Consider the following 20,410-nt stretch of genomic DNA (forward strand, 5'->3'; position numbering starts at 1 on the left):
GGACGCCCAGATTTGGCAACATGCTCAAGCCGATCGCAGTTGCTTGAGCGAGGTGATGAGCGGACGTACGCTCGACTCAACCGGCGATGAGGCCGGGGCCGAGCGTAGAACCCGTGACGACGGCCACGAATGAGGAGGACGATGATGTCACCGCAGATCACCCCGATCGCCGATACGGCACAGGATCTCGAACTCGCCGAGCGCATCCTCTCACCTGAGGGCGAGCGGATCTCGAACCCGCTGCTCGATTCCTTCGTCGATGACGTCGACGCAGCGCAGCTGCGGGCGCTGCATCGCGACATGGTCATCCTCCGTCGCATCGACGCGGAGGGCGTCGCACTCCAGCGTCAGGGGCAGCTCGGACTCTGGGCGCCGTGCCAGGGTCAGGAAGCGACCCAGATCGGCACAGCGAGGGCGCTCGCGTCGCAGGACTATGTCTTCCCGAGCTATCGGGAGACGGGAGTCATCTATGCGCGCGGCGCGAAGCCCGGCGACTTCGTCCGCATGTGGCGCGGCGAGGAGGGCGCGGGTCACGACTCCGCAGCGCTTCGGGTGTCTCCGCTGCAGATCATCATCGGAGCGCAGACGCTCCACGCCGTCGGCTACGCGCTCGGCATCCGTCATGAAGGCGCGGACGAAGTCGCGGTCACCTACTTCGGCGACGGCGCCACGAGTCAGGGTGACGTCAATGAGGCGATGATCTTCGCTTCCTCCTATCAGGCCCCGGTCGTCTTCGTCTGTCAGAACAACCACTGGGCCATCTCTGAGCCCGTGTCCGTGCAGTCGAAGTATCCGATCGCAGGGCGGGCTCCCGGGTTCGGCATCCCGAGCCTCCGGGTCGACGGCAACGACGTTCTCGCGTGCATGGCGGCGATGCGCTGGGCTCTCGCGCACGCTCGATCGGGGAGCGGGCCCGCCTACATCGAAGCGGTGACCTATCGGATGGGCCCGCACACCACGGCCGATGATCCGACTCGGTACCGCCGGGAGGACGAACTCGAGGCATGGCGTCGTCGCGACCCCATCGCTCGTCTGGAGGCGCACCTGCTGTCGATCGGCGAGCTGAGCGACGAGCAGATCGCTGACACTCAGAAGGCCGCCGACGTCGCGGCACGGGATATGCGCGCCGAGTGCCTGAGCATGGTGACCCGCCCTCCGCTCGCCGTCTTCGATGGCGTCTATGCCGAGCCGCATACCGGGCTCGACCGCCAGCGCGACGAGTACGCCACGTACCTGGCTTCCTTCGACGGCGAGGTGTGATGATGACGCAGATCACCCTCGGCAAGGCGCTCGGAGCCGGCCTCCGCCAGGCGATGCGCGACGACGAGAAGGTCGTGCTGCTGGGCGAGGACATCGGCCGACTCGGCGGCGTCTTCCGCATCACGGACGGACTCCTCGACGAGTTCGGTGCGAATCGCGTGATCGACACGCCTCTCGCAGAGTCCGGCATCGTCGGCATGGCGGTCGGGTTGGCGTTCCGCGGCTATCGGCCCGTCGTCGAGATCCAGTTCGACGGCTTCGTGTACCCGGCGTTCGATCAGATCGTCGCCCAGGTCGCCAAGCTGCATTACCGCACACAGGGGCGGGTACGGATGCCGATCACGATCCGCATCCCGTGGGCCGGAGGGATCGGTGCCGCCGAGCACCACTCGGAATCGCCCGAGGCGTACTTCGTGCACACGGCGGGACTCCGCGTGATCGCGGTGTCGAATCCCGAGGACGCCTACCGGAGTCTGCGTCAGGCCATCGCGTCAGACGATCCGGTGATCTTCTTCGAGCCGAAGCGGCTCTACCATCACAAGGGCGAGGTCGACCTCGACGCGCCTCTGGCGGATGCTGCGCCGATGGGACTCGCACGTGTCGTCAGAGCAGGCGACGACGCGACGCTCATCACCTACGGCGCGATGGTCACGACCGCGTTGCAGGCAGCCGAGGCTGCGGAGGACGAAGGGATCTCGCTGGAGGTCATCGACCTGCGCTCCCTGTCTCCCGTCGACTACGACACGGTCGCGACGTCGGTCCGCAAGACCGGACGGGTGGTCGTCGCCCACGAGGCGTCGCGCGAGGCCGGCATGGCCGCCGAGGTGATCGCCAGCATCACCGAACGATGCTTCGACTACCTCGAGTCCGCTCCGCTGCGTGTGACGGGACACGACGTTCCCTATCCGCCGGCGAAGCTCGAGAAATACCACCTGCCGGACCTCGACCGCCTGCTGGATGCCGTCGATCGTGTCCTCGACCGTCCGAACAGCCTGACGGGAGCAGACGTATGAACGCGGAGTTCAGACTGCCGGACCTCGGGGAGGGCCTGACCGAGGCAGAGGTGGTCCAGTGGCTCGTCGCACCCGGAGACACGGTGACGCTCAACCAGACGCTGGCAGAGGTGGAGACCGCCAAGGCGATCGTCGAGCTGCCTTCTCCTTACGAAGGTGTGGTCGCCGCGCTGCACGCCGAGGCGGGCCAGACGATCGCTGTCGGGGCTCCCTTGATCGGGTTCGACGTGAAGGGGGCCGATGGGCCGTCCGCCACGGACTCGACCGGAATCGATGGACAGGAGAAGGCGCAGCCCAACCTCGTCGGCTACGGAGCGGCCCCAACGGCATCAGGACGCCCCGCTCGGCGCGCCAGACGTGCGGCCGGAGTCAGAGCGACGGCTGACACGGCCGTTCTCGAGGCCGCACCGCATGACGCCTCGCCGACGGCGAGCGTCGAGGTCGTCGTCGAACGGCCTCGGTCCACCCCTCCGGTGCGCGCGTACGCCAAGCGCCTCGGAGTCGACCTCGCCCTCGTGGCCGCGTCGGTCGGAGATCGGGTCATCACGCGCGTCGACATCGACGACTACGTCTCCCGCACCGGCATCACCGTCGAGCAGCCCGAAGCCACACAACGACGCGCTGCGGTTCCGGACGACGCGAGAGGGCTCGGGGAGCACTCGCGTGAGACACGCATCCCCATCCGTGGGGTCCGCAAGCACACCGCCGCGGCGATGGTCGAGAGCGCGTTCACCGCGCCGCACGTGACTGTCTTCCACACGGTCGACGTGACGGCGACCATGGACCTTCTCGAGTCGCTGCGCGGCGACCGCTCGCTGTCCGAGCACAGGATCGGTCCGCTCGCCGTCGTGGCGAAGGCGGTGTGTCTGGCCCTGACCCGAGCCCCCGGGCTGAACGCGCGGTGGGACGATTCCGCCGGTGAGATCGTGCAGTTCGGGTACGTCGATCTCGGAATCGCCGCAGCGACGGAGCGGGGACTCATCGTGCCGCACATCCGAGACGCCGACACTCTGAGCCTCATTCAGCTCGCCGATGAGCTCAAGTCTCTCGCCACCACGGCGCGTGAGGGCAGGACGTCTCCGGTGGAGTTGTCGGGCGGCACGTTCTCGATCTCGAACATCGGGGTGTTCGGGGTCGATGCAGGCACCCCCATCCTCCCGCCTGGGCAATCGGGGATACTCGCGGTCGGTGCCGTCCGTCGACGTCCGTGGGAGCACCGCGGCGAGATCGCCCTCCGCCAGATGATGACGCTCAGCCTGTCGTTCGACCATCGGATCGTCGACGGAGCGGAGGGCGCGAGATTCCTCAGGGACGTCGCCGACGTGCTGGAGGAACCCGGTCGGGCGATGCTCCTCAGGTAGACGCTCGGAGCGCCGACTCCGCCATCGCGGCGAGCACTGCCGCGGTGGCGGAGTGGCGTCTGGCCGCCGCCCGTGTGCTGTGCGGCGTCGAGTTGATCAATCCGAAGCACGCCTGCACCCGTAGGCGGAGCTCGTCGGCATCGGCGTCGACGAGAGGACTCAGCGTGTCGATCCAGAGCTCGATGTAGGCACGCTGCAGGCGTCGCACCGCGGCGTGATCCTGAGGTGCGAGGTGCACGACGTCTCGATCGTGCACGCGGATCACGTCGGCGTTGCCGAGGGCGAATTCCACATGGAAGGCGACGAGTGCGCGGATGCGCTCTTCGGGCGTGGGCCCGTCGGACGCCACCCGGGTGCCGCCTGTGACGAGGTCGTCGCTCACCTTGATCAGCACGGCGCCGAGCAGCGCCTGCTTTCCCGCGAAGTGGCGGTAGACGGCCGGGCCGGACACGCCCACGGCGGCGCCGATGTCCTCGAGGCTCACTCCGTTGTATCCGCTCTCTGCGAAGAGCCGCGCCGCCTCTCGGAGGATCGCGTCCGACCGCTCTGCCTTCGCGCGATCTCGCGCAGTCGGGGGGCTTGTCATCTCAGTTAATCCTCGCTAACCTGATGCGATCGGTTAGTGAACACTAACCGAAAAAGCATCCAGTGCGCCAGAGCGATGACGCCGGCGCCGTGTGGTCGAGGAGGACGTCACGATGCCCGCAACCCAGCAGTCCCTCGCTGCCGAGCTGCACGAACGGCTCGCGGTCGCCTCCCGAGGCGGGCCGGAGGCATCTCGTGAGAGGCACCTCTCCCGGGGCAAGCTGCTTCCGCGAGACCGGGTGACCAGGCTCCTCGACGAGGGCAGTCCCTTCGTCGAGGTCGCGCCCCTGGCCGCAGACGGGTTGTACGGGGGAGAAGCGCCGGCCGCGGGAGTCATCGCCGGGATCGGCCTCGTGCACGGACGCCACGTGATGGTGGTGTGCAACGACGCCACCGTGAAAGGCGGGACGTACTACCCGCTCACGGTCAAGAAGCACCTGCGCGCGCAGGAGATCGCGCTCGAGAACCGGCTGCCCTGCCTGTATCTGGTCGACTCGGGCGGGGCCTTCCTGCCCAGGCAGGACGAGGTGTTCCCCGACCGGGAGCATTTCGGACGCATCTTCTTCAACCAGGCCAGGATGTCAGCCGAGGGCATACCGCAGCTCGCCGCCGTGCTGGGCTCGTGCACGGCCGGCGGGGCCTACGTCCCGGCGATGAGCGACGAGACCGTGATCGTCCGAGACCAGGGGACGATCTTCCTGGGTGGTCCGCCGCTCGTCAAGGCGGCGATCGGCGAGGTCGTGTCCGCGGAAGATCTCGGCGGCGGCGAACTGCACGCCCGGCGCAGCGGTGTGGTCGACCACCTCGCCGAAGACGACGAGCACGCGCTGGAGATCCTGCGTGACATCGTCGCGACGCTTCCTGCGCCGCTTCCCCCGGCCTGGGACGTGCACGACAGTCGTGTTCCGTCAGAGGCGGGGTCGCTCTACGACGTCGTCCCCGTCGACGTCAACGCCGCATACGACGTGCACGACGTCATCACGCGGTTGGTCGACGGCGACACCTTCCGCGAGTTCAAGGCGGAGTACGGCACGACCCTCGTCACGGGGTTCGCGCGGCTGCACGGGCATCCGGTCGGGATCATCGCGAACAACGGTGTGCTGTTCAGCGAATCCGCGCTGAAGGGTGCGCACTTCATCGAGCTCTGCGATCAGCGGGGCATCCCCCTGGTGTTCCTGCAGAACATCTCCGGCTTCATGGTCGGGTCGGACGCAGAGGCGGGGGGCATCGCGAAGGACGGAGCCAAGATGGTCACCGCCGTAGCCAGCACGCGCGTGCCCAAGCTCACGGTGATCATCGGCGGATCCTTCGGCGCCGGCAACTACTCGATGTGCGGACGGGCGTACTCGCCGAGATTCCTGTGGACGTGGCCGGCCAGCCGCATCTCGGTGATGGGAGGCGCTCAGGCGGCATCGGTTCTCGGGACGGTCAAGGACGACCAGCTCGCCGCCCGTGGACAGCCCTGGAGCTCCGAGGAGCGGGCGGCATTCGAGCAGCCCATCCGTGAGCAGTACGAGACCCAGGGCGAGCCCTACTACGCCACGGCCCGCCTGTGGGACGACGGGATCATCGATCCAGCCCAGACCCGCGACCTTCTGGGGCTCGCCCTCGACGTGGTCGCGCGAAGCCCCCTGCCCGAACCGCGCTTCGGCCTCTTCCGGATGTGACCGCCATGACGAACACCTCTGCCTCCCGTGACTTCGACACGGTGCTCGTCGCCAATCGTGGCGAGATCGCGCGGCGCATCATCCGCACGCTGCGCACTCTCGGCATCCGCAGCATCGCCGTCTACAGCGATGCGGATGCCGACGCACCCCATGTCCGCGAGGCCGACGAGGCTGTGCGGATCGGCCCGGCGCCGGTCGCCGAGTCGTACCTCGACATCGACGCCGTCATCGCGGCCGCGCGTGCGACCGGAGCGCAGGCCATCCACCCGGGCTACGGCTTCCTCTCGGAGAGCGTGGGGCTGGCAGAGGCCTGCGCAGAGGGCGGCGTCGTGTTCATCGGACCTTCGATCGAGGCACTCCAGATCATGGGTGACAAGGCCAAGGCCCGCGATCATGTCCTCCGGTCCGGGGTCCCCGTGGTTCCCGGGTTCGACGCGAGAGGTCTGTCGGACGCGGAGATCGCCGAAGAGGCTGCCGCGGTCGGCTACCCGCTGCTCGTCAAACCGAGCGCGGGGGGCGGCGGCAAGGGGATGGAGGTCGTCGAGAATCCGGCCGGCCTGAGCGCCGCATTGGCCTCCGCGCGGCGGGTCGCGCGATCGGCGTTCGGCGATGACTCGCTCATCCTCGAGAGGCTCATCCGGCGCCCGCGCCACATCGAGGTGCAGGTCTTCGGTGACACGCACGGCACGGTGATCGCCCTCGGCGAGCGCGAGTGCACACTCCAGCGCCGCCACCAGAAGGTGATCGAAGAGGCTCCGTCCGCAGGCATCCCCGACGCCACCAGGGACCGGCTCCTCGAGGCTGCGACGCAGGCCGCGGTGAGCGTCTCGTACGTGGGCGCCGGCACCGTGGAGTTCCTCATCGATGCGGATGCCCCGGATCAGGTCTTCTTCATCGAGATGAACACCCGCCTGCAGGTCGAGCACCCCGTCACTGAGGAGGTGACCGGGCTCGACCTCGTCGCACTCCAGATCGACGTCGCCGCGGGAGGACACCTCGACTCGGCGCCCACGGTCCGGGGGCACGCGGTCGAGGCGCGCGTGTACGCGGAGTCACCTGAGCGCGGGTTCCTTCCGTCGACCGGGCGCATTCTGCTCTTCGACCCGCCGCGGGGTGTCAGAGTCGACGCGGCGGTCGAGACCGGCAGCGAGGTGACGGGGTTCTACGACCCGATGATCGCCAAGGTGATCGCCTTCGCGGATGATCGGACCACAGCGCTCCGGCGTCTCGACGAGGCCCTGAGCAGAACCGTCGTGCTGGGTGTCGACACCAACATCGCGTTCCTCCGGCTGCTCTGCCGCGACGAGCGGGTCATTGCGGGCGATCTCGACACCGGACTCATCGAGACGCTTCTGCCGCTCGAGGACGAGCCGCCGTCGCCGACGATGCTGGCGTCCGCGAGCCGCGCCGTCCTGCACGCGGAGGACACGGTCGGCGAAGCCCGGATGGTTCGACGGGCGGGCCAGGTGTGGCAGGCGCTCACCGAGCGCGACCTCCACGAGGTCTCCTTCCTCACTGACCGGGGCGAGGTGATCGTCCCTCGTGCATCCGACGCACCTGCAGCCCGTGCGGCTGTCGCGATGGATGTCGACGGCGGCGTCTGGGTGAGTGAGGGCGGCCGTACGGTGCACCTGCGGCCGCTGGATCGTGGCGCCCGCATGCTGCACCGCCTGCGGGCGCGACAGCGGCGCGAGACCGAGAGCGGCCCGGATGCGCGGGCTCCGATGCCGGGAAGCGTCGTGGCGGTGCATGTCCGCGACGGCGACCAGGTGACAGCCGGCACTCCGCTCGTCTCGATCGAGGCGATGAAGATGGAGCATCCGGTACTGGCGCCCCACGACGGGACGGTGCGCCTGACGGTGGCCGTCGGCGATCAGGTACGACGCGATCAACGGGTCGCACACATGACGACGGAGGAGAACTGAGCATGTTCGAACTGACCGATGAGGAGCGCGAGCTCGCCGCGATGGTGCGCGACTTCGCGGAGGCGGTCGTCGCACCGCAGTCGTACGAAGCCGATCGCACCCACACGCTCTCGATGGACGTCGTGGCGCAGATGGGTGATCTCGGGCTGTTCGGCCTCCCGTTCCCGGAGGAGTACGGCGGCCAAGGGGGCGATTACATGGCTCTCGGCATCGCAATCGAGGCCCTCGGGCGTGTCGACCAGTCCATCGCGATCACCCTCGAGGCCGGAGTCAGCCTCGGGGCGATGCCGGTGTTCCGATTCGGCAGTGAGGAGCAGAAGCGCGAGTACCTGCCCGGCCTGCTCGCCGGTCGCGCCCTGGCGGGCTTCGGTCTCACCGAGCCGGAGGCCGGCAGCGATGCCGGCGCGACCCGCACGACCGCTCGTCTCGAAGGGGATGAATGGGTCATCGACGGATCGAAGCAGTTCATCACCAACTCGGGCACGCCGATCACCCGCTTCGTCACCGTGACCGCCGTCACCGGCAATGAAGGTGGTCGTAAGCAGATCTCGACCATCATCGTCCCCAACGGCACCCCCGGCTTCACGGTCGAGGCTCCGTACGACAAGGTCGGCTGGAACGCATCCGACACGCATCCGCTCAGCTTCGCCGGTGCGCGCGTGCCCGTGGGCAACCTGCTGGGACAGCAGGGGAGCGGCTTCCGCAACTTCCTCAGCATCCTCGACGAGGGGCGCATCGCGATCGCGGCCCTCTCGACCGGTGCGGCGGAAGGATGTCTCGAAGCCGCGGTCGACTACGCGAAGAGCCGCACGATCTTCGGCAGTGCCCTGAGCACGCGACAGAACGCGCAGTTCACCCTCGCCCGCATGCGCGCCCGAGTGCATACAGCCCGACTCGCCTGGCACCACGCGGCGCGTCGTCGTGACGTAGGACGTCCCTTCGCTGAGCAGGCCGCGATCGCGAAGCTCGTGGCTGGAGAGGCCGCCATGGACAACGCGAGAGATGCGACGCAGATCTTCGGCGGCAACGGGTTCATGAACGAGTTCCCGGTCGCCCGTCACTACCGCGACTCGAAGATCCTCGAGATCGGTGAAGGCACCACCGAAGTGCAGCTGCTCGTGATCGCGCGGGCGCTGGGACTCGCGGGGTAGCGTGGCAGGCATGACCGCGAACGACATCGTCCAGCGGGGACTCTACTTCGAGGAGTTCGTCACGGACGCGCGCTACCTGCATCGCCCTGGACGCACGGCGACCGAGGCCGACAACGTTCTCTTCACGACTCTCACCATGAACACCCAGGCGCTGCACCTCGACGCGGCCTTCGCGGACGCCCAGCGACCGTTCGGCGAGCGTCTGATCAACTCGATGTGGACGCTCTCGACGATGGTCGGGGCTTCTGTCGCGCAGTTGACCCAAGGCACCCTGGTCGCACAGCTCGGGTTCGGCGAGATCGGCTTCCCGCACCCATTGTTCGCCGGTGACACGCTGTACACCGAAAGCGTGATCGTCGAGAAGAGGCTGTCGGCCTCGCGTCCGGGGCAGGGGATCGTGACCATCGCCCACACCGGGCGCAACCAGGACGACGCGGTCGTCGCGACGGCGACCCGAACCGTCCTCGTGCACTGCCTGCCGGAGGAGGGACGTTGACGTTCGACCTCGGCCCCGCGCTGCTCTTCTGCCCGGCGGATCGACCGGAGCGATTCCGCGGAGCTCTCGAGAAGGCGGACGCGGTCATCATCGACCTCGAGGATGCCGTGCTCCCCGAAGCCAAGGCGCGCGCGCGACAGCATCTCATCGATGCCGATCTCGACCGCGAGCGAGTGATCGTCCGGGTCAACGCGCCGGGATCCGACGCGTTCACCGCCGATCTCGCGGCCCTCGCGCAGACCGATCTCCGGACCGTGATGGTCGCCAAGACCGAGACCGCGGCGAGCCTCGCCGCCTTCGACGAGACGTTCTCCTTGATCGCCCTGTGCGAGACGGCGAAGGGCGTCCACGCTGCGGATCGGATCGCCGCGCACCCTCAGGTCGTCGCGATGATGTGGGGAGCGGAAGATCTGGTGGCATCGCTCGGCGGAACGTCGAGTCGCACCCCGAAGGGCGGCTATCGCGATGTCGCGCGCTACGCACGCTCGCGGGTGCTGCTGGAGGCGGGGGCCCAGGGCAAAGGCGCCGTCGACGCGGTGCACGTCGACATCGACGATGTCGCCGGTCTCGAATCCGAAGCGGTCGACGCTGCCGCATCGGGGTTCATCGCGACCGCGTGCATCCACCCGAGTCAGGTGGCGGTGATCCGCGACGCATACGCGCCTGACGAGGCCAGCGTCGAATGGGCTCATGCAGTGCTCGCTGCGGCCGAGAGCGAACGAGGGGTCTTCCGCTTCAGAGGACGCATGATCGACGAGCCCGTGCTGAGGCACGCCCGGTCGGTGCTCGGTCGTGCTCGCTGATCAGAGCAGCTGAGCGGGCACCGGTCAGACGAGCATTCCCTGGTCGATCAGGCGCAGGGATCCGGGGGACGCTTCGAAGCGGTGGACAGAGCCGTTCGCGAGAACCTCACCGACGCGCGGCAGCGTGCCACCGGAGACGTGGTCGATCAGCGAGCGGATCACGCCTCCGTGCGTCACGACGATGACGGACTCCGCAAGCGGCGCCGAACGGCGGCGTGCATCACGGGCGATCCCGTCGAGCGCGACGAGAGCCCGCTCCGCGACTCCGTCCAGCGTCTCGGCCCCGGGGACCGGTGACTGCCAGTCGCCGTACTTCTCGATGTACTCCGACACGAGCATGCCCTCGCCCTCGCCGAATTCGCGCTCGCGCATGTCGGGCACGAGCACGGGTGAGCCGAGTCCCAGACTCTCGGAGATGATCTCGGCCGTCTCCCGCGCGCGCTTCAGCGGGCTGGCGTAGATCGAGTGGTGCGTGACGCCCTCGAGGAGTTCTGCGGCGGTCCGTGCATCCGCGCGTCCCTTCTCGTTCAGAGGGATGTCGGTGGACCCCTGGATCCGGCGAGCCAGGTTCCAGTCGGTCTGGCCATGGCGGATGAGCGTGAGCAGTGTCATTCGAGGAGCTCCTGGATCGCGGGGAGCACATCGCTGGTGCCTGCGGCGATGGTGACATCGGCCCAGACATCCGCGCGCGTGGGCTCGCGGTTGATGATGATGAGGGGGATGCTGCGCCGTCGTGCGCGTTCGACGAGGCGCACCCCGGAGTTGACGACGAGGGACGAGCCCGCGACGATCAGCGCATCGCTGGCACGGAGCAGCGACTCGGCCGCCTTGAAACGCCCCTGCGGGACGTACTCGCCGAAGAACACGACGTCAGGCTTCAGCATCCCTTCGCACACGGTGCATACGGGGACGATGAAGCCGTCTGTGCTCTCGGGGAGCACATCGCCGTCGGGATTCAACGCCACGTTCTCGGGGATCGTGATCCACGGGTTCCGCTCTTCGATCTGCACCGCGATGTCGCGACGGTCGAACACCTGTCCGCACTTCAGACAGAGCACCCTGCGCATCGTGCCGTGGACTTCGATCACATGAGAACTGCCGGCACGCAGATGCAGGCCGTCGACGTTCTGGGTGATGACACCGCTGACGTGGCCGGATGACTCCATGGCGGCGAGCGAGAGATGGCCGGGGTTCGGCTGGGCTCGGGCGAACGCACGCCACCCCAGATGCCCCCCGACCCAGTAACGTCGTCGTGCGTCGTCATCGGCGAGGTACTTCTGGATGGTCATCGGATCGGTGCGGTTACGGGATCCCTCGCCGCGGTACGCAGGGATTCCCGAGTCCGTGGAGATGCCGGCGCCGGTGAGCAATGCGATCTTGCGACCGCGCAGGAGTTCGGCGGTGCGAGCGATGGTGGCCGACATCTCGACCGGACTCGATGCACTCACAGGACCTCCCCGAGCGAGTCTACGACGTGCAGCGTGGCCGATGCTCCGCGCCGACCGCGGAGGCGGCTTCTCGGGCGATGGCAGACTGGGGCTCGTGGAACTGCTGCGCGTGACCGATCCTGACGATCGACGACTCGATGACTACCGAGGACTCACCGACACCGCGCTCCGGACTGTGCAGGAGCCGGCCGGCGGGCTGTACATCGCCGAATCGACGAAGGTGATCGCGCGGGCGGTCGCCGCCGGCCATCGTCCGCGTTCCGTACTGGTGCAGGAGCGTCGCGTGGACGACATCAGGGCGATCGTCGGCGATCTCGACGTGCCGGTGTACGTCGTCCCTGACGCGGTGGCTGAATCGGTGACCGGTTTCGCCGTCCACCGGGGCACGATCGCTTCGATGCATCGCCCCGAGCTGCCCACCGTGCGTGAGGTCATCGAGGCCGCGAAGCTCGTGCTGATCCTCGAGAACATCGGTGATCACACCAACGTCGGTGCCGCGTTCCGTGCGGCCGCGGGCCTCGGAGCCGACGCCGTGCTGGTGTCGCCCGGGGGAGCAGACCCGCTGTACCGACGCAGCGTGCGCGTCAGCATGGGGACCGTGTTCCAGGTGCCGTGGACTCGCATAACGGATTGGGAGACGGCCGTGGCAGACCTCCACGCCGCGCGGTTCGACATCGCAGCTCTCGCTTTGAGCGACGACGCCGTGACGCTCGATGCGTATATCGCGAACCGCCCCGAACGCGTCGCCATCGTCATGGGGTCGGAGGGCGACGGGCTCTCCCGCACAGCCCTCGACAACGCCGACACGGTCGTGACGATACCCATGTCCGGAGGCGTGGATTCCCTGAACGTGGCGTCCGCCGCTGCAGTGGCGCTGTGGGCACTCACGATGCCCTGACCCGCTGACGACAGTCAGTCGGTCGGAGGGAAGACGATCGGGGACGGCTCGGGGCGCTTGGCCGCGATGTGATCACCCGACGACTGGTGGCGCAGGCGCCGGAGGACCCAGGGCACGAGGTGCTCGCGGGCCCAGCCGAAGTCCTCGGTGCGGGCCTCGCGCCACGTGCGGAGCGGGATCGTCTCGGGCTGCATGGCCTCGAGGTCGTTGGGCACGTTGAGCGCGCGCAGCGCCATTCGGGCGACCTCGTGGTGGCCCAGCGAGTTGTAGTGCAGGCGGTCGTCGTCGAAGAACCGCATGTCCTGCACGACTTTGAGCGCCCACTGATCCGCGACGATGCAATCGTGCCGCTCGGCGATAGCGCGCACGTTCTCGTTGTAGATGGCGACCTTGCCGCGGAACGCCCGGAAGACCGGGGTGAAGGCCGTGTCGATTCCGGTGAAGAGCAGAATGGCGGCGCCCGTCGACGACAGGCGCGCGACGGCGTCCTCGAGCTGGGCGGCGATCGCGTCGGGGTCGGTGCCCGGCCGGATCACGTCGTTGCCACCGGCGCAGATCGAGATGAGGTCGGGATGCAGCGCCACGGCGGGCTCGATCTGGTCGCGAACGATCTGGCCGATCAGCTTGCCGCGCACGGCGAGGTTCGCGTAGGCGAAGTCGTCGACCTGACGCGAGAGCACCTCCGCGACACGGTCCGCCCAGCCACGGTGGCTGCCGGGCTGCGACGGGTCCGGGTCGCCGATGCCCTCGGTGAACGAGTCGCCGATTGCGACGAACCTCCGCCAGGGGTGAGGGTTCTCGTTGTCGAGCTCCGGGGTTCGGATCGAATCCTGATCTGTCATCCAGCTCTCCTTCACGACGCGCGCAGCCGTGCGGTGGAGGCCGCGCAGTGACCGAGCCTACCCGGGCGCAAGGGTCCAGGCGAGACGCGCGCGGCGGAAGTCGCGAGCGTGCCGAGTGTCGGCGGCAGCGATTATCGTTGTCTCGATGCTCTCTCCGTCCTTTCCTCAGCGTGCCCCTTGGGGAACCGCGAACAAGCTGCGCGCGTGGCAGCAGGAGGCGCTCGAGCAGTACTTCCAGGCCGACCAGCGCGACTTCCTCGTGGCTGCGACACCGGGCGCCGGAAAGACGACGTTCGCCCTCACGCTCGCGGTCGAGCTCATGCGCATGGGCGAGGTCAACCGGATCATCGTGGTCGCTCCGACCGAGCACCTCAAGACGCAATGGGCTGATGCGGCGGCTCGCGTGCACATCCGTCTCGATCCGCGATTCCGCAACAGCCACTGGGCGCCGGCGCGCCACTACCACGGTGCCGTGGTCACCTATGCGCAGGTGGCCGCGAAGTCGTCTGTGCACCGCCACCTGACCGAAGACGCCAAGACGCTCGTCGTCCTCGACGAGGTGCATCACGGTGGCGACGCGCTCAGCTGGGGCGACGCGATCCGCGATGCGTATGGACCGGCGAAGCGCCGGCTGCTGCTCTCGGGCACCCCGTTCCGCAGCGACACCGCCCCGATCCCGTTCGTCGAGTACCACCCTGACGAGTCCGGTGCTCGCATCTCCCGCACCGACTACAACTACGGCTACGGGCGCGCATTGGCCGACGGCGTCGTCCGTCCTGTGCTCTTCCACATGTACGCGGGCAAGATGCGATGGCGCACGAGCACCGGCGACGAGCTCGAGACGCATCTCGGCCAGGACAACACGAAAGACGTCACCTCGCAGGCCTGGCGCACGGCGTTGGACCCCGAGGGCGAGTGGATGCCTGCGGTGCTCTCCGCAGCGGATCGTCGTCTGACCGAGATCAGGCACCACGTGCCCGATGCCGGGGGACTCGTGCTCGCGACAGACCAGACGGTCGCGCGCGCCTACGCCAAGATCCTGCACAGCATCACCGGTCAGCAGCCCACGATCGTCCTGTCCGACGACGCGACCGCCTCCGAGCGCATCGAGAAGTTCAGCAACAGCGAGGATCGCTGGATGGTGGCGGTGCGCATGGTGTCGGAGGGCGTCGACGTGCCCCGACTGGCAGTGGGGGTCTACGCGACCTCCTCCTCGACGCCGCTCTTCTTCGCGCAGGCGATCGGACGCTTCGTGCGGGCACGCCGCAGGGGAGAGGCGGCGAGTGTCTTCCTGCCTCAGGTTCCGGTGCTCATGGGGCTCGCGAACGAGATGGACAAGCAGCGCGACCACGCGCTCGATCGTCAGTCGAAGGATGACGACGGGCTCGAGGACTCACTGCTCGAGTCGGCCAACCGCGAAGACGATGCGTCGGATGCACTCACGCAGGAGTTCAGCTATCAGGCGCTCTCGTCGGTGGCGCACTTCGACCGGGTCGTGTTCGAAGGTCAGGAGTTCGGTCAGCTCGCCGAGCCGGGCACGCCCGAGGAGGAGGAGTTCATCGGATTCCCCGGTCTTCTCGAGCCCGAGCACGTGCACGAGCTGCTGATGCAGCGGCAGGCACGTCAGACCCGGCTGCGGGAGACGCGGGAGGCCGAGGCGGGACCGACCGAGACGACCACGCTCCCTGCACCGCTGCATCGCACACTTCGTGAGCAGCGCCAGCTGCTGAACAGCCTCGTCGGGCTCTACGCCCGCCAGAAGGGCGAGCCGCACGGGGCGGTGCACGCTGAGCTGCGCAGAATCTGTGGTGGTCCAGCAGTCGCCCAGGCGACGGTCACCCAGTTGCAGTCGCGCATCGACGTGCTGCGCAAGCGCGTCCGCTCGTGAACCGGCTCCTCGGTTCGGAGGCCCGAAAAGCTGGCAATCCTGCTCCGGGTGCCGCCGTGACGGGAGCTCGAAGCTAGCGTTGAACGGTTGCCCCGATCCCGGGGCCGTCGATCAGGAGAGACTTCATGACAGCCCCCGCTGCCGCCGACCCGACCGCCGCAGACCGTCGCCGCTGGGCGCGCTACCTCGTGGAGGAACGCGCGGAAGGACACGTGTACCAGAAGCTCGCGAGCCGCCGCACGGGCGAGGAGCGCGAGATCCTGCTCAGCCTCGCCGATGCCGAGCGTCGCCACGAGCAGCACTGGCTCGATCTGCTGGGCGATGAGCCCGCACGGCTGCCGCGAGCCGGCATCCGCTCACGACTGCTCGGCTGGATGGCCGGGCGTTTCGGATCCATCTTCGTCCTCGCGCTCGCGCAGAGCGCCGAAGCCAGATCCCCGTACGACTCCGAGCAGTACGCGACACCTGCCATGCGTGCCGACGAGAAGGTGCACTACGAGGTGGTCCGAGGCCTCGCTGCGCGTGGGCGACGCCGCCTGTCCGGTTCGTTCAGGGCGGCCGTCTTCGGAGCGAACGACGGTCTGGTGAGCAACCTCGCGCTCGTGCTCGGCATCGGTGCCACGGGCGTGAGCTCCGCCTTCGTGCTGTTCAGCGGGATCGCAGGGCTGCTCGCCGGGGCCCTGTCGATGGGGGCGGGGGAGTTCGTCTCGGTGCGCTCCCAACGCGAGCTTCTGGCGTCGACGGAAGCGAACGAGGACGCCGCCGCATCAGCCGCCGACCTCGACATCGACGAGAACGAACTCGCTCTGGTCTACCGCGCACGCGGAATCGGCCAGCAGGAGGCGCTCGAGCGCGCACGGCGCATAGTCGACGCCGCGCGCGCCGGAGTCGAGCGCACGACGACGGGGCCGATCCACATCCACGCCGGGGACGACCACGAGATCGTCGGCAGCGACTGGACGGCGGCCATCTCGAGCTTCCTGCTCTTCGCGTCCGGCGCGATCATTCCCGTGCTCCCGTGGATCTTCGGGCTGGAGGGGACCACCGCGGTGGTCGTCGCGCTCGTGCTGGTGGGTGTCGCCCTGTTGTCGACCGGAGCGATGGTCGGCATCCTGTCGGGAGGACCACCCCTGCGTCGCGCGCTGCGGCAGCTGGCGATCGGCTTCGGCGCCGCGGCTGTCACCTACGTGCTCGGGCTGGTGTTCGGCGTCGGAGCACTCTGACGCCGGTCCGTCAGACAGGGCTCGAGGAGCTCACCTCGAGTCCTGCCTGACGACACGGAAAGACCCTGGGCACGAAGAAGGCCTCGGATATCGAGTGGATATCCGAGGCCTGTCTGTGCGCGGAGGGGGACTTGAACCCCCACGCCCTTACGGGCACTACGACCTCAACGTAGCGCGTCTACCATTCCGCCACCCGCGCAGGTGTTGGATGTTCGTTGCCGAACGAAGATTTACATTAGCACGAGCTTCGAGCCTCTCAGAAACCGGCGGCGACGCCCGGGCGCGCCACGGCGCTTCGATAGCCTGGACCTCATGACTGATGTGGCTCTCCCCGAGGTTGTTCGCATTGCGAGCGACCTGATCCGATTCGACACCTCGAACTTCGGCGGAGGCAACGCGAAGGGCGAGCGCGAGGCCGCCGAGTACGTCGGCGCGTATCTGCAGGAGCTGGGCCTGGACGTCGAGTATTACGAGCCGATCCCGCGGCGCACGAATGTGATGGCGCGTGTGCCCGGTCGCGATCGGAGCAAGCGGGCCCTCGTCGTGCACGGGCACCTCGACGTGGTCCCGGCCATGGCCGAGGACTGGAGCGTCGACCCGTTCGCGGGCATCGTGAAAGACGGCCTGCTTTGGGGGCGTGGAGCGGTCGACATGAAGAACATGAACGCGATGATCCTCACCGCTGTCGCAGACCTCCTGCGTGCGGGGGAGCAGCCGGAGCGCGATCTGGTGCTCGCCTTCTTCGCCGACGAGGAGAACGGCGGCGTCGAGGGCTCGGCGCTCGTCGTGCAGAACCACCCGGAGTGGTTCGCGGGAGCGACCGAGGCCATCAGCGAGGTGGGCGGTTATTCGATCACGGTCGACGATCGCCGCGCCTACCTGCTGCAGGTGGGGGAGAAGGCGCTCATCTGGATCCGCCTCGTCGCGAGGGGGCGTGCCGGCCACGGAAGCCGTCTGCACGACGACAACGCCGTCACGAAGCTCTCCGAGGCCGTCGCGGCCCTCGGGCGCACGCGATGGCCGCTTCGACTCACACCCACCACCGAAGCGCTCCTGCAGGGGCTCAGCGACCTCACCGGGCGCTCCGTCGACGACCCTGATGCCCTCGCGGCCGCAGCCGGCCCCGCCGAGGCGTTCCTCCGCTCGTCGTTCCGGACGACGACGAACCCGACGGCTCTCACCGCGGGGTACAAGCACAACGTGATCCCCGAACGAGCCGAAGCGCTGATCGACGTGCGTGTGATTCCGGGAACAGAGGACGAGGTGCTCGCCGAGCTCCAGCAGATCGTCGGCGACGACATCGAGATCCAGACGGTCGTGCGAGACATCGGTATGGAGACGCCGTTCGAGGGCGACCTCGTCGAGGCGATGGTGGCCAGCCTCGGCCGTCACGACCCCGGCGTCCCTGTCATCCCGTACCTGCTGGGTGCGGGGACCGACAACAAGGCACTGGCCTATCTCGGGATCACCGGGTACGGCTTCGCGCCCCTCCGCCTTCCCGCCGACCTCGACTTCACAGGGATGTTCCACGGAGTCGATGAGCGCGTGCCCGTAGAATCGCTTGTCTTCGGTCAGCAGGTGCTGGCCGATCTGCTGCGCACGTATTGAGCGCTCTGCTCCACGTCAGCGCACCACGACTCAGAAAGCTCCTCCATGCACTTGTTCGAAGCGCTCATCCTCGGCATCGTCCAGGGACTGACCGAGTTCCTCCCGATCTCCTCCAGCGCGCATCTGCGCATCCTCGGCACCTTCCTGCCGTCCGGCGAGGACCCTGGCGCCGCGTTCACCGCGATCACCCAGATCGGCACGGAGGCGGCGGTCGTGGTGTTCTTCTGGCGCGACATCGTCCGCATCATCGCGCAGTGGTTCCGGTCGCTGACGGGCAGGGTGCCGCGCACCGACCCGGATGCCCGGATGGGCTGGATGATCATCATCGGCAGTATCCCGATCGTGCTGCTCGGACTGCTCTTCCAAGATCAGATCGAGACGGTCTTCCGGTCGCTCTGGATCGTCGCGATCATGCTGATCGTGTTCGGCATCCTGCTCGGCATCGCCGACCATGTGGGCGCCAAGCGACGCAAGCTCGACCAGCTGACCTATCCGCACGGCATCGCCTACGGCTTCGCGCAGGCGCTCGCGCTGATCCCCGGGGTGTCTCGCTCAGGCGGGACCATCACGATGGGGCTCTTTCTCGGCTACGAGCGCGCGGCCGCCGCGCGCTACGCGTTCCTGCTGGCGATCCCTGCGGTGTTCGGCAGTGGCTTCTACCAGCTGTTCAAGAGCTGGGACGAGCCGTCGTTCTTCTCGTTCGGCGACACGCTGGCGGCGACCGGCATCGCCTTCGTCGTGGCGCTCGCGGTCATCGCGTTCTTCATGAACTACATCTCGAAGCGCAGTTTCCTGCCGTTCGTGATCTACCGCATCCTGCTGGGCACGGTGCTGCTGGTCCTGCTCGGGACCGGCGTCATCGCGGCATAGCGACGAGACGCCCGGAGACCGCCGAGCTCAGCGCTTGTGGTCGCCGGGGCCGTCGCCGCGGCGCTTCAGGTAGCGCTCGAAGGCCTGGGCGATCGCATCGCCCGATGCATCGGGGGAGTCCCATGTGTCGCGGGTCTGCTCGAGCTGACGGATGTACTCCGTCATGTCCTCGTCATCGGCGGCTGCCGCGTCGATCGACGCCTCCCATGCAGCGGCCTCCGTACGCAGGTGATCGCGCGAGACGTCGACACCGGTCAGCTCCTCGAGCCGGTCGAGCAGCGCGAGGGTGACCTTCGGCGAAGGCGTGGCCGAGGCCACGTAGTGCGGCACGCTCGCCCACAGGCTCGCGGTCGGGATGCAGGCGCTCTCGGCGAAGTGCTCGATCACGCTGAGGATGCCGACGGGCCCCTCGTAGAGCGACCGCTCGAGGCCATGGGCCTCGCGGACCTGCTCGTTCTGGCTCGACGCGAAGATCGAGATCGGTCGCGTGTGGGGCACATCCGAGAGCATCGCGCCGAGGGTCACGAACCCGGTGATGTCGTCGCGCAGGGCGACGTCGATGAACTCCGCGGCGAACGACTGCCACGTGCGAGCGGGCTCGACTCCCGTCAGCACCCAGAACTCGGGACCGGGCCCCGGGTCGCGCGGGCGCCACAGCCCGGCCTCCGGCCAGGTGAGCTGGCGGCGGCCATCGGCATCCATCTTCGTGGCCGGTCGGGTGTACTGATAGTCGAAGTACAGCTCCGGGTCGATGGAGTGCACGAGGTCGTAGTCGTTCGCTGAACGCAGCGCGGCGATCGCGCCGCTCGCGGCCTCACCCGCGTCGTTCCAGCCATCGAAGGCGACGATGACGATGCGTGAACCGAGGACATCCATCGTGGGCTCCCTTCGCCAGTTCCGGATCGGTATCCCTCCAGGCTAGTCCGACCGCGCGGGGACCGGGCGGAGCCACGGGTAACATGGTTCGGTGAGCAGACAGCCCCGCGCGATCCTCTGGGACATGGACGGAACCCTCGTCGACACCGAGCCGTATTGGATGGCGGCCGAGACGGCGCTGGTCGAATCCTTCGGGGGCACGTGGACCCACGACGACGCTCTCCAGCTCGTCGGCAACGGTCTGATCGACAGCGCGATCATCCTCCAGAACGCCGGTGTCGACATGGATGCCGAGGCGATCATCTCGCTGCTCACCGATGGCGTGCAGGATGCGCTGCGCACTCAGGGAGTGCCTTTCCGCCCCGGTGCCCGCGAACTGCTGCAGGATCTGAAGTCGGCGGGCATCCCGACCGGCCTCGTCACGATGTCGCTGCGTCGCATGGCTCTGAGCGTCGTCGAGCTGATCGAGTTCGAAGCCTTCGAGATCGTCGTCGCC

At 68.1% G+C, this 20,410-nt stretch carries 19 protein-coding genes and 1 tRNA gene; 14 read left to right on the forward strand and 6 right to left on the reverse strand.

The genetic code is table 11. The features are described from left to right. Positions 1 to 144: 144 nt before the first annotated feature. The 3 genes from pdhA to QMA07_RS09550 are packed head-to-tail and all read left to right on the forward strand — an operon-like array spanning position 145 to position 3,634. Positions 145 to 1,260, forward strand: coding sequence for a pyruvate dehydrogenase (acetyl-transferring) E1 component subunit alpha (gene pdhA, locus QMA07_RS09540; protein WP_290161356.1), 1,116 nt, complete (start codon positions 145 to 147; stop codon positions 1,258 to 1,260). Between the two features lie 2 nt (positions 1,261 to 1,262). Beyond that, positions 1,263 to 2,273 carry an alpha-ketoacid dehydrogenase subunit beta gene (locus tag QMA07_RS09545; RefSeq protein WP_290161334.1) on the forward strand — a complete coding sequence of 337 codons (1,011 nt, stop codon included), beginning with the start codon at positions 1,263 to 1,265 and terminating at the stop codon, positions 2,271 to 2,273. Further along, positions 2,270 to 3,634, forward strand: coding sequence for a dihydrolipoamide acetyltransferase family protein (locus tag QMA07_RS09550; protein ID WP_290161335.1), 1,365 nt, complete (start codon positions 2,270 to 2,272; stop codon positions 3,632 to 3,634). Before QMA07_RS09545 ends, QMA07_RS09550 begins: the two co-directional genes overlap by 4 nt. Here QMA07_RS09550 and QMA07_RS09555 read toward each other — a convergent pair. Further along, positions 3,627 to 4,220, reverse strand: a complete 594-nt coding sequence (locus QMA07_RS09555; RefSeq protein ID WP_290161336.1) for a TetR/AcrR family transcriptional regulator — start codon at positions 4,218 to 4,220, stop codon at positions 3,627 to 3,629. The two genes, QMA07_RS09550 and QMA07_RS09555, sit on opposite strands and share 8 nt — an antisense overlap. A gap of 112 nt (positions 4,221 to 4,332) precedes the next feature. On the opposite strand from QMA07_RS09555, the gene QMA07_RS09560 reads away from it, so the two are divergent. From QMA07_RS09560 to QMA07_RS09580, 5 genes are read left to right on the forward strand one after another with little or no spacing between them, the layout of a single operon-like run. After that, positions 4,333 to 5,886: a carboxyl transferase domain-containing protein gene (locus QMA07_RS09560; protein WP_290161337.1), complete on the forward strand. Its 1,554-nt coding sequence runs from the start codon at positions 4,333 to 4,335 to the stop codon at positions 5,884 to 5,886. A gap of 5 nt (positions 5,887 to 5,891) precedes the next feature. Beyond that, on the forward strand, positions 5,892 to 7,811 hold the full coding sequence (locus tag QMA07_RS09565) for a biotin carboxylase N-terminal domain-containing protein (RefSeq protein WP_290161338.1): 1,920 nt from the start codon (positions 5,892 to 5,894) through the stop codon (positions 7,809 to 7,811). Positions 7,812 to 7,813: 2 nt separating this feature from the next. Next, positions 7,814 to 8,962 carry an acyl-CoA dehydrogenase family protein gene (locus tag QMA07_RS09570; RefSeq protein ID WP_290161339.1) on the forward strand — a complete coding sequence of 383 codons (1,149 nt, stop codon included), beginning with the start codon at positions 7,814 to 7,816 and terminating at the stop codon, positions 8,960 to 8,962. Positions 8,963 to 8,972: 10 nt separating this feature from the next. After that, entirely contained in the window at positions 8,973 to 9,458 is a 486-nt protein-coding gene (locus QMA07_RS09575; protein WP_290161340.1) for a MaoC family dehydratase, read from the forward strand. Beyond that, a complete protein-coding gene (locus QMA07_RS09580) occupies positions 9,455 to 10,261 on the forward strand; it encodes a CoA ester lyase (protein WP_290161341.1) in 807 nt (268 codons plus the stop codon). Before QMA07_RS09575 ends, QMA07_RS09580 begins: the two co-directional genes overlap by 4 nt. Positions 10,262 to 10,285: 24 nt before the next feature. On the opposite strand, the gene QMA07_RS09585 is transcribed toward QMA07_RS09580, so the two are convergent. Together QMA07_RS09585 and QMA07_RS09590 are read right to left on the reverse strand one after the other, a co-directional pair. Continuing rightward, complete coding sequence (locus QMA07_RS09585) at positions 10,286 to 10,873, reverse strand: histidine phosphatase family protein (protein ID WP_290161342.1); 588 nt, start codon at positions 10,871 to 10,873, stop codon at positions 10,286 to 10,288. Next, positions 10,870 to 11,685 (reverse strand): Sir2 family NAD-dependent protein deacetylase, encoded by an 816-nt coding sequence (locus tag QMA07_RS09590; RefSeq protein WP_290161358.1) that lies wholly within the window; start codon positions 11,683 to 11,685, stop codon positions 10,870 to 10,872. The genes QMA07_RS09585 and QMA07_RS09590 overlap by 4 nt, the downstream gene beginning before the upstream one ends. 118 nt (positions 11,686 to 11,803) lie before the next feature. On the opposite strand from QMA07_RS09590, the gene QMA07_RS09595 reads away from it, so the two are divergent. Next, positions 11,804 to 12,607: an RNA methyltransferase gene (locus tag QMA07_RS09595; protein ID WP_290161359.1), complete on the forward strand. Its 804-nt coding sequence runs from the start codon at positions 11,804 to 11,806 to the stop codon at positions 12,605 to 12,607. 14 nt (positions 12,608 to 12,621) lie between these two features. Here the strand turns inward: QMA07_RS09595 and QMA07_RS09600 are convergent, their stop codons facing one another. Beyond that, positions 12,622 to 13,449: an SGNH/GDSL hydrolase family protein gene (locus QMA07_RS09600; RefSeq protein ID WP_290161343.1), complete on the reverse strand. Its 828-nt coding sequence runs from the start codon at positions 13,447 to 13,449 to the stop codon at positions 12,622 to 12,624. 145 nt (positions 13,450 to 13,594) lie between these two features. Here QMA07_RS09600 and QMA07_RS09605 point away from each other — a divergent pair, with 145 nt between their 5' ends. Together QMA07_RS09605 and QMA07_RS09610 are read left to right on the forward strand one after the other, a co-directional pair. Next, positions 13,595 to 15,337: a DEAD/DEAH box helicase gene (locus tag QMA07_RS09605; protein ID WP_290161344.1), complete on the forward strand. Its 1,743-nt coding sequence runs from the start codon at positions 13,595 to 13,597 to the stop codon at positions 15,335 to 15,337. 125 nt (positions 15,338 to 15,462) lie between these two features. Continuing rightward, positions 15,463 to 16,560 carry a VIT1/CCC1 family protein gene (locus QMA07_RS09610; protein ID WP_290161346.1) on the forward strand — a complete coding sequence of 366 codons (1,098 nt, stop codon included), beginning with the start codon at positions 15,463 to 15,465 and terminating at the stop codon, positions 16,558 to 16,560. Positions 16,561 to 16,676: 116 nt separating this feature from the next. On the opposite strand, the gene QMA07_RS09615 is transcribed toward QMA07_RS09610, so the two are convergent. Further along, positions 16,677 to 16,759 (reverse strand) — tRNA-Leu (locus tag QMA07_RS09615). Positions 16,760 to 16,872: 113 nt separating this feature from the next. Between QMA07_RS09615 and QMA07_RS09620 the strand changes: the two genes are divergently transcribed. Both QMA07_RS09620 and QMA07_RS09625 read left to right on the forward strand, forming a co-directional pair. Next, a complete protein-coding gene (locus tag QMA07_RS09620) occupies positions 16,873 to 18,168 on the forward strand; it encodes a M20/M25/M40 family metallo-hydrolase (RefSeq protein ID WP_290161347.1) in 1,296 nt (431 codons plus the stop codon). Between the two features lie 45 nt (positions 18,169 to 18,213). Further along, positions 18,214 to 19,038, forward strand: coding sequence for an undecaprenyl-diphosphate phosphatase (locus QMA07_RS09625; RefSeq protein ID WP_140037031.1), 825 nt, complete (start codon positions 18,214 to 18,216; stop codon positions 19,036 to 19,038). A 27-nt stretch (positions 19,039 to 19,065) separates the two neighbouring features. Here QMA07_RS09625 and QMA07_RS09630 read toward each other — a convergent pair whose 3' ends face one another. Further along, on the reverse strand, positions 19,066 to 19,914 hold the full coding sequence (locus QMA07_RS09630) for a PAC2 family protein (RefSeq protein ID WP_290161348.1): 849 nt from the start codon (positions 19,912 to 19,914) through the stop codon (positions 19,066 to 19,068). A 91-nt stretch (positions 19,915 to 20,005) separates the two neighbouring features. Here QMA07_RS09630 and QMA07_RS09635 point away from each other — a divergent pair. Then, on the forward strand, positions 20,006 to 20,410 hold a 405-nt coding region (locus QMA07_RS09635), incomplete at its 3' end, for an HAD hydrolase-like protein (protein ID WP_290161349.1).

Source organism: Microbacterium sp. APC 3901, assembly GCF_030407765.1.
In the GTDB taxonomy this organism is placed as follows: Bacteria; Actinomycetota; Actinomycetes; order Actinomycetales; family Microbacteriaceae; genus Microbacterium.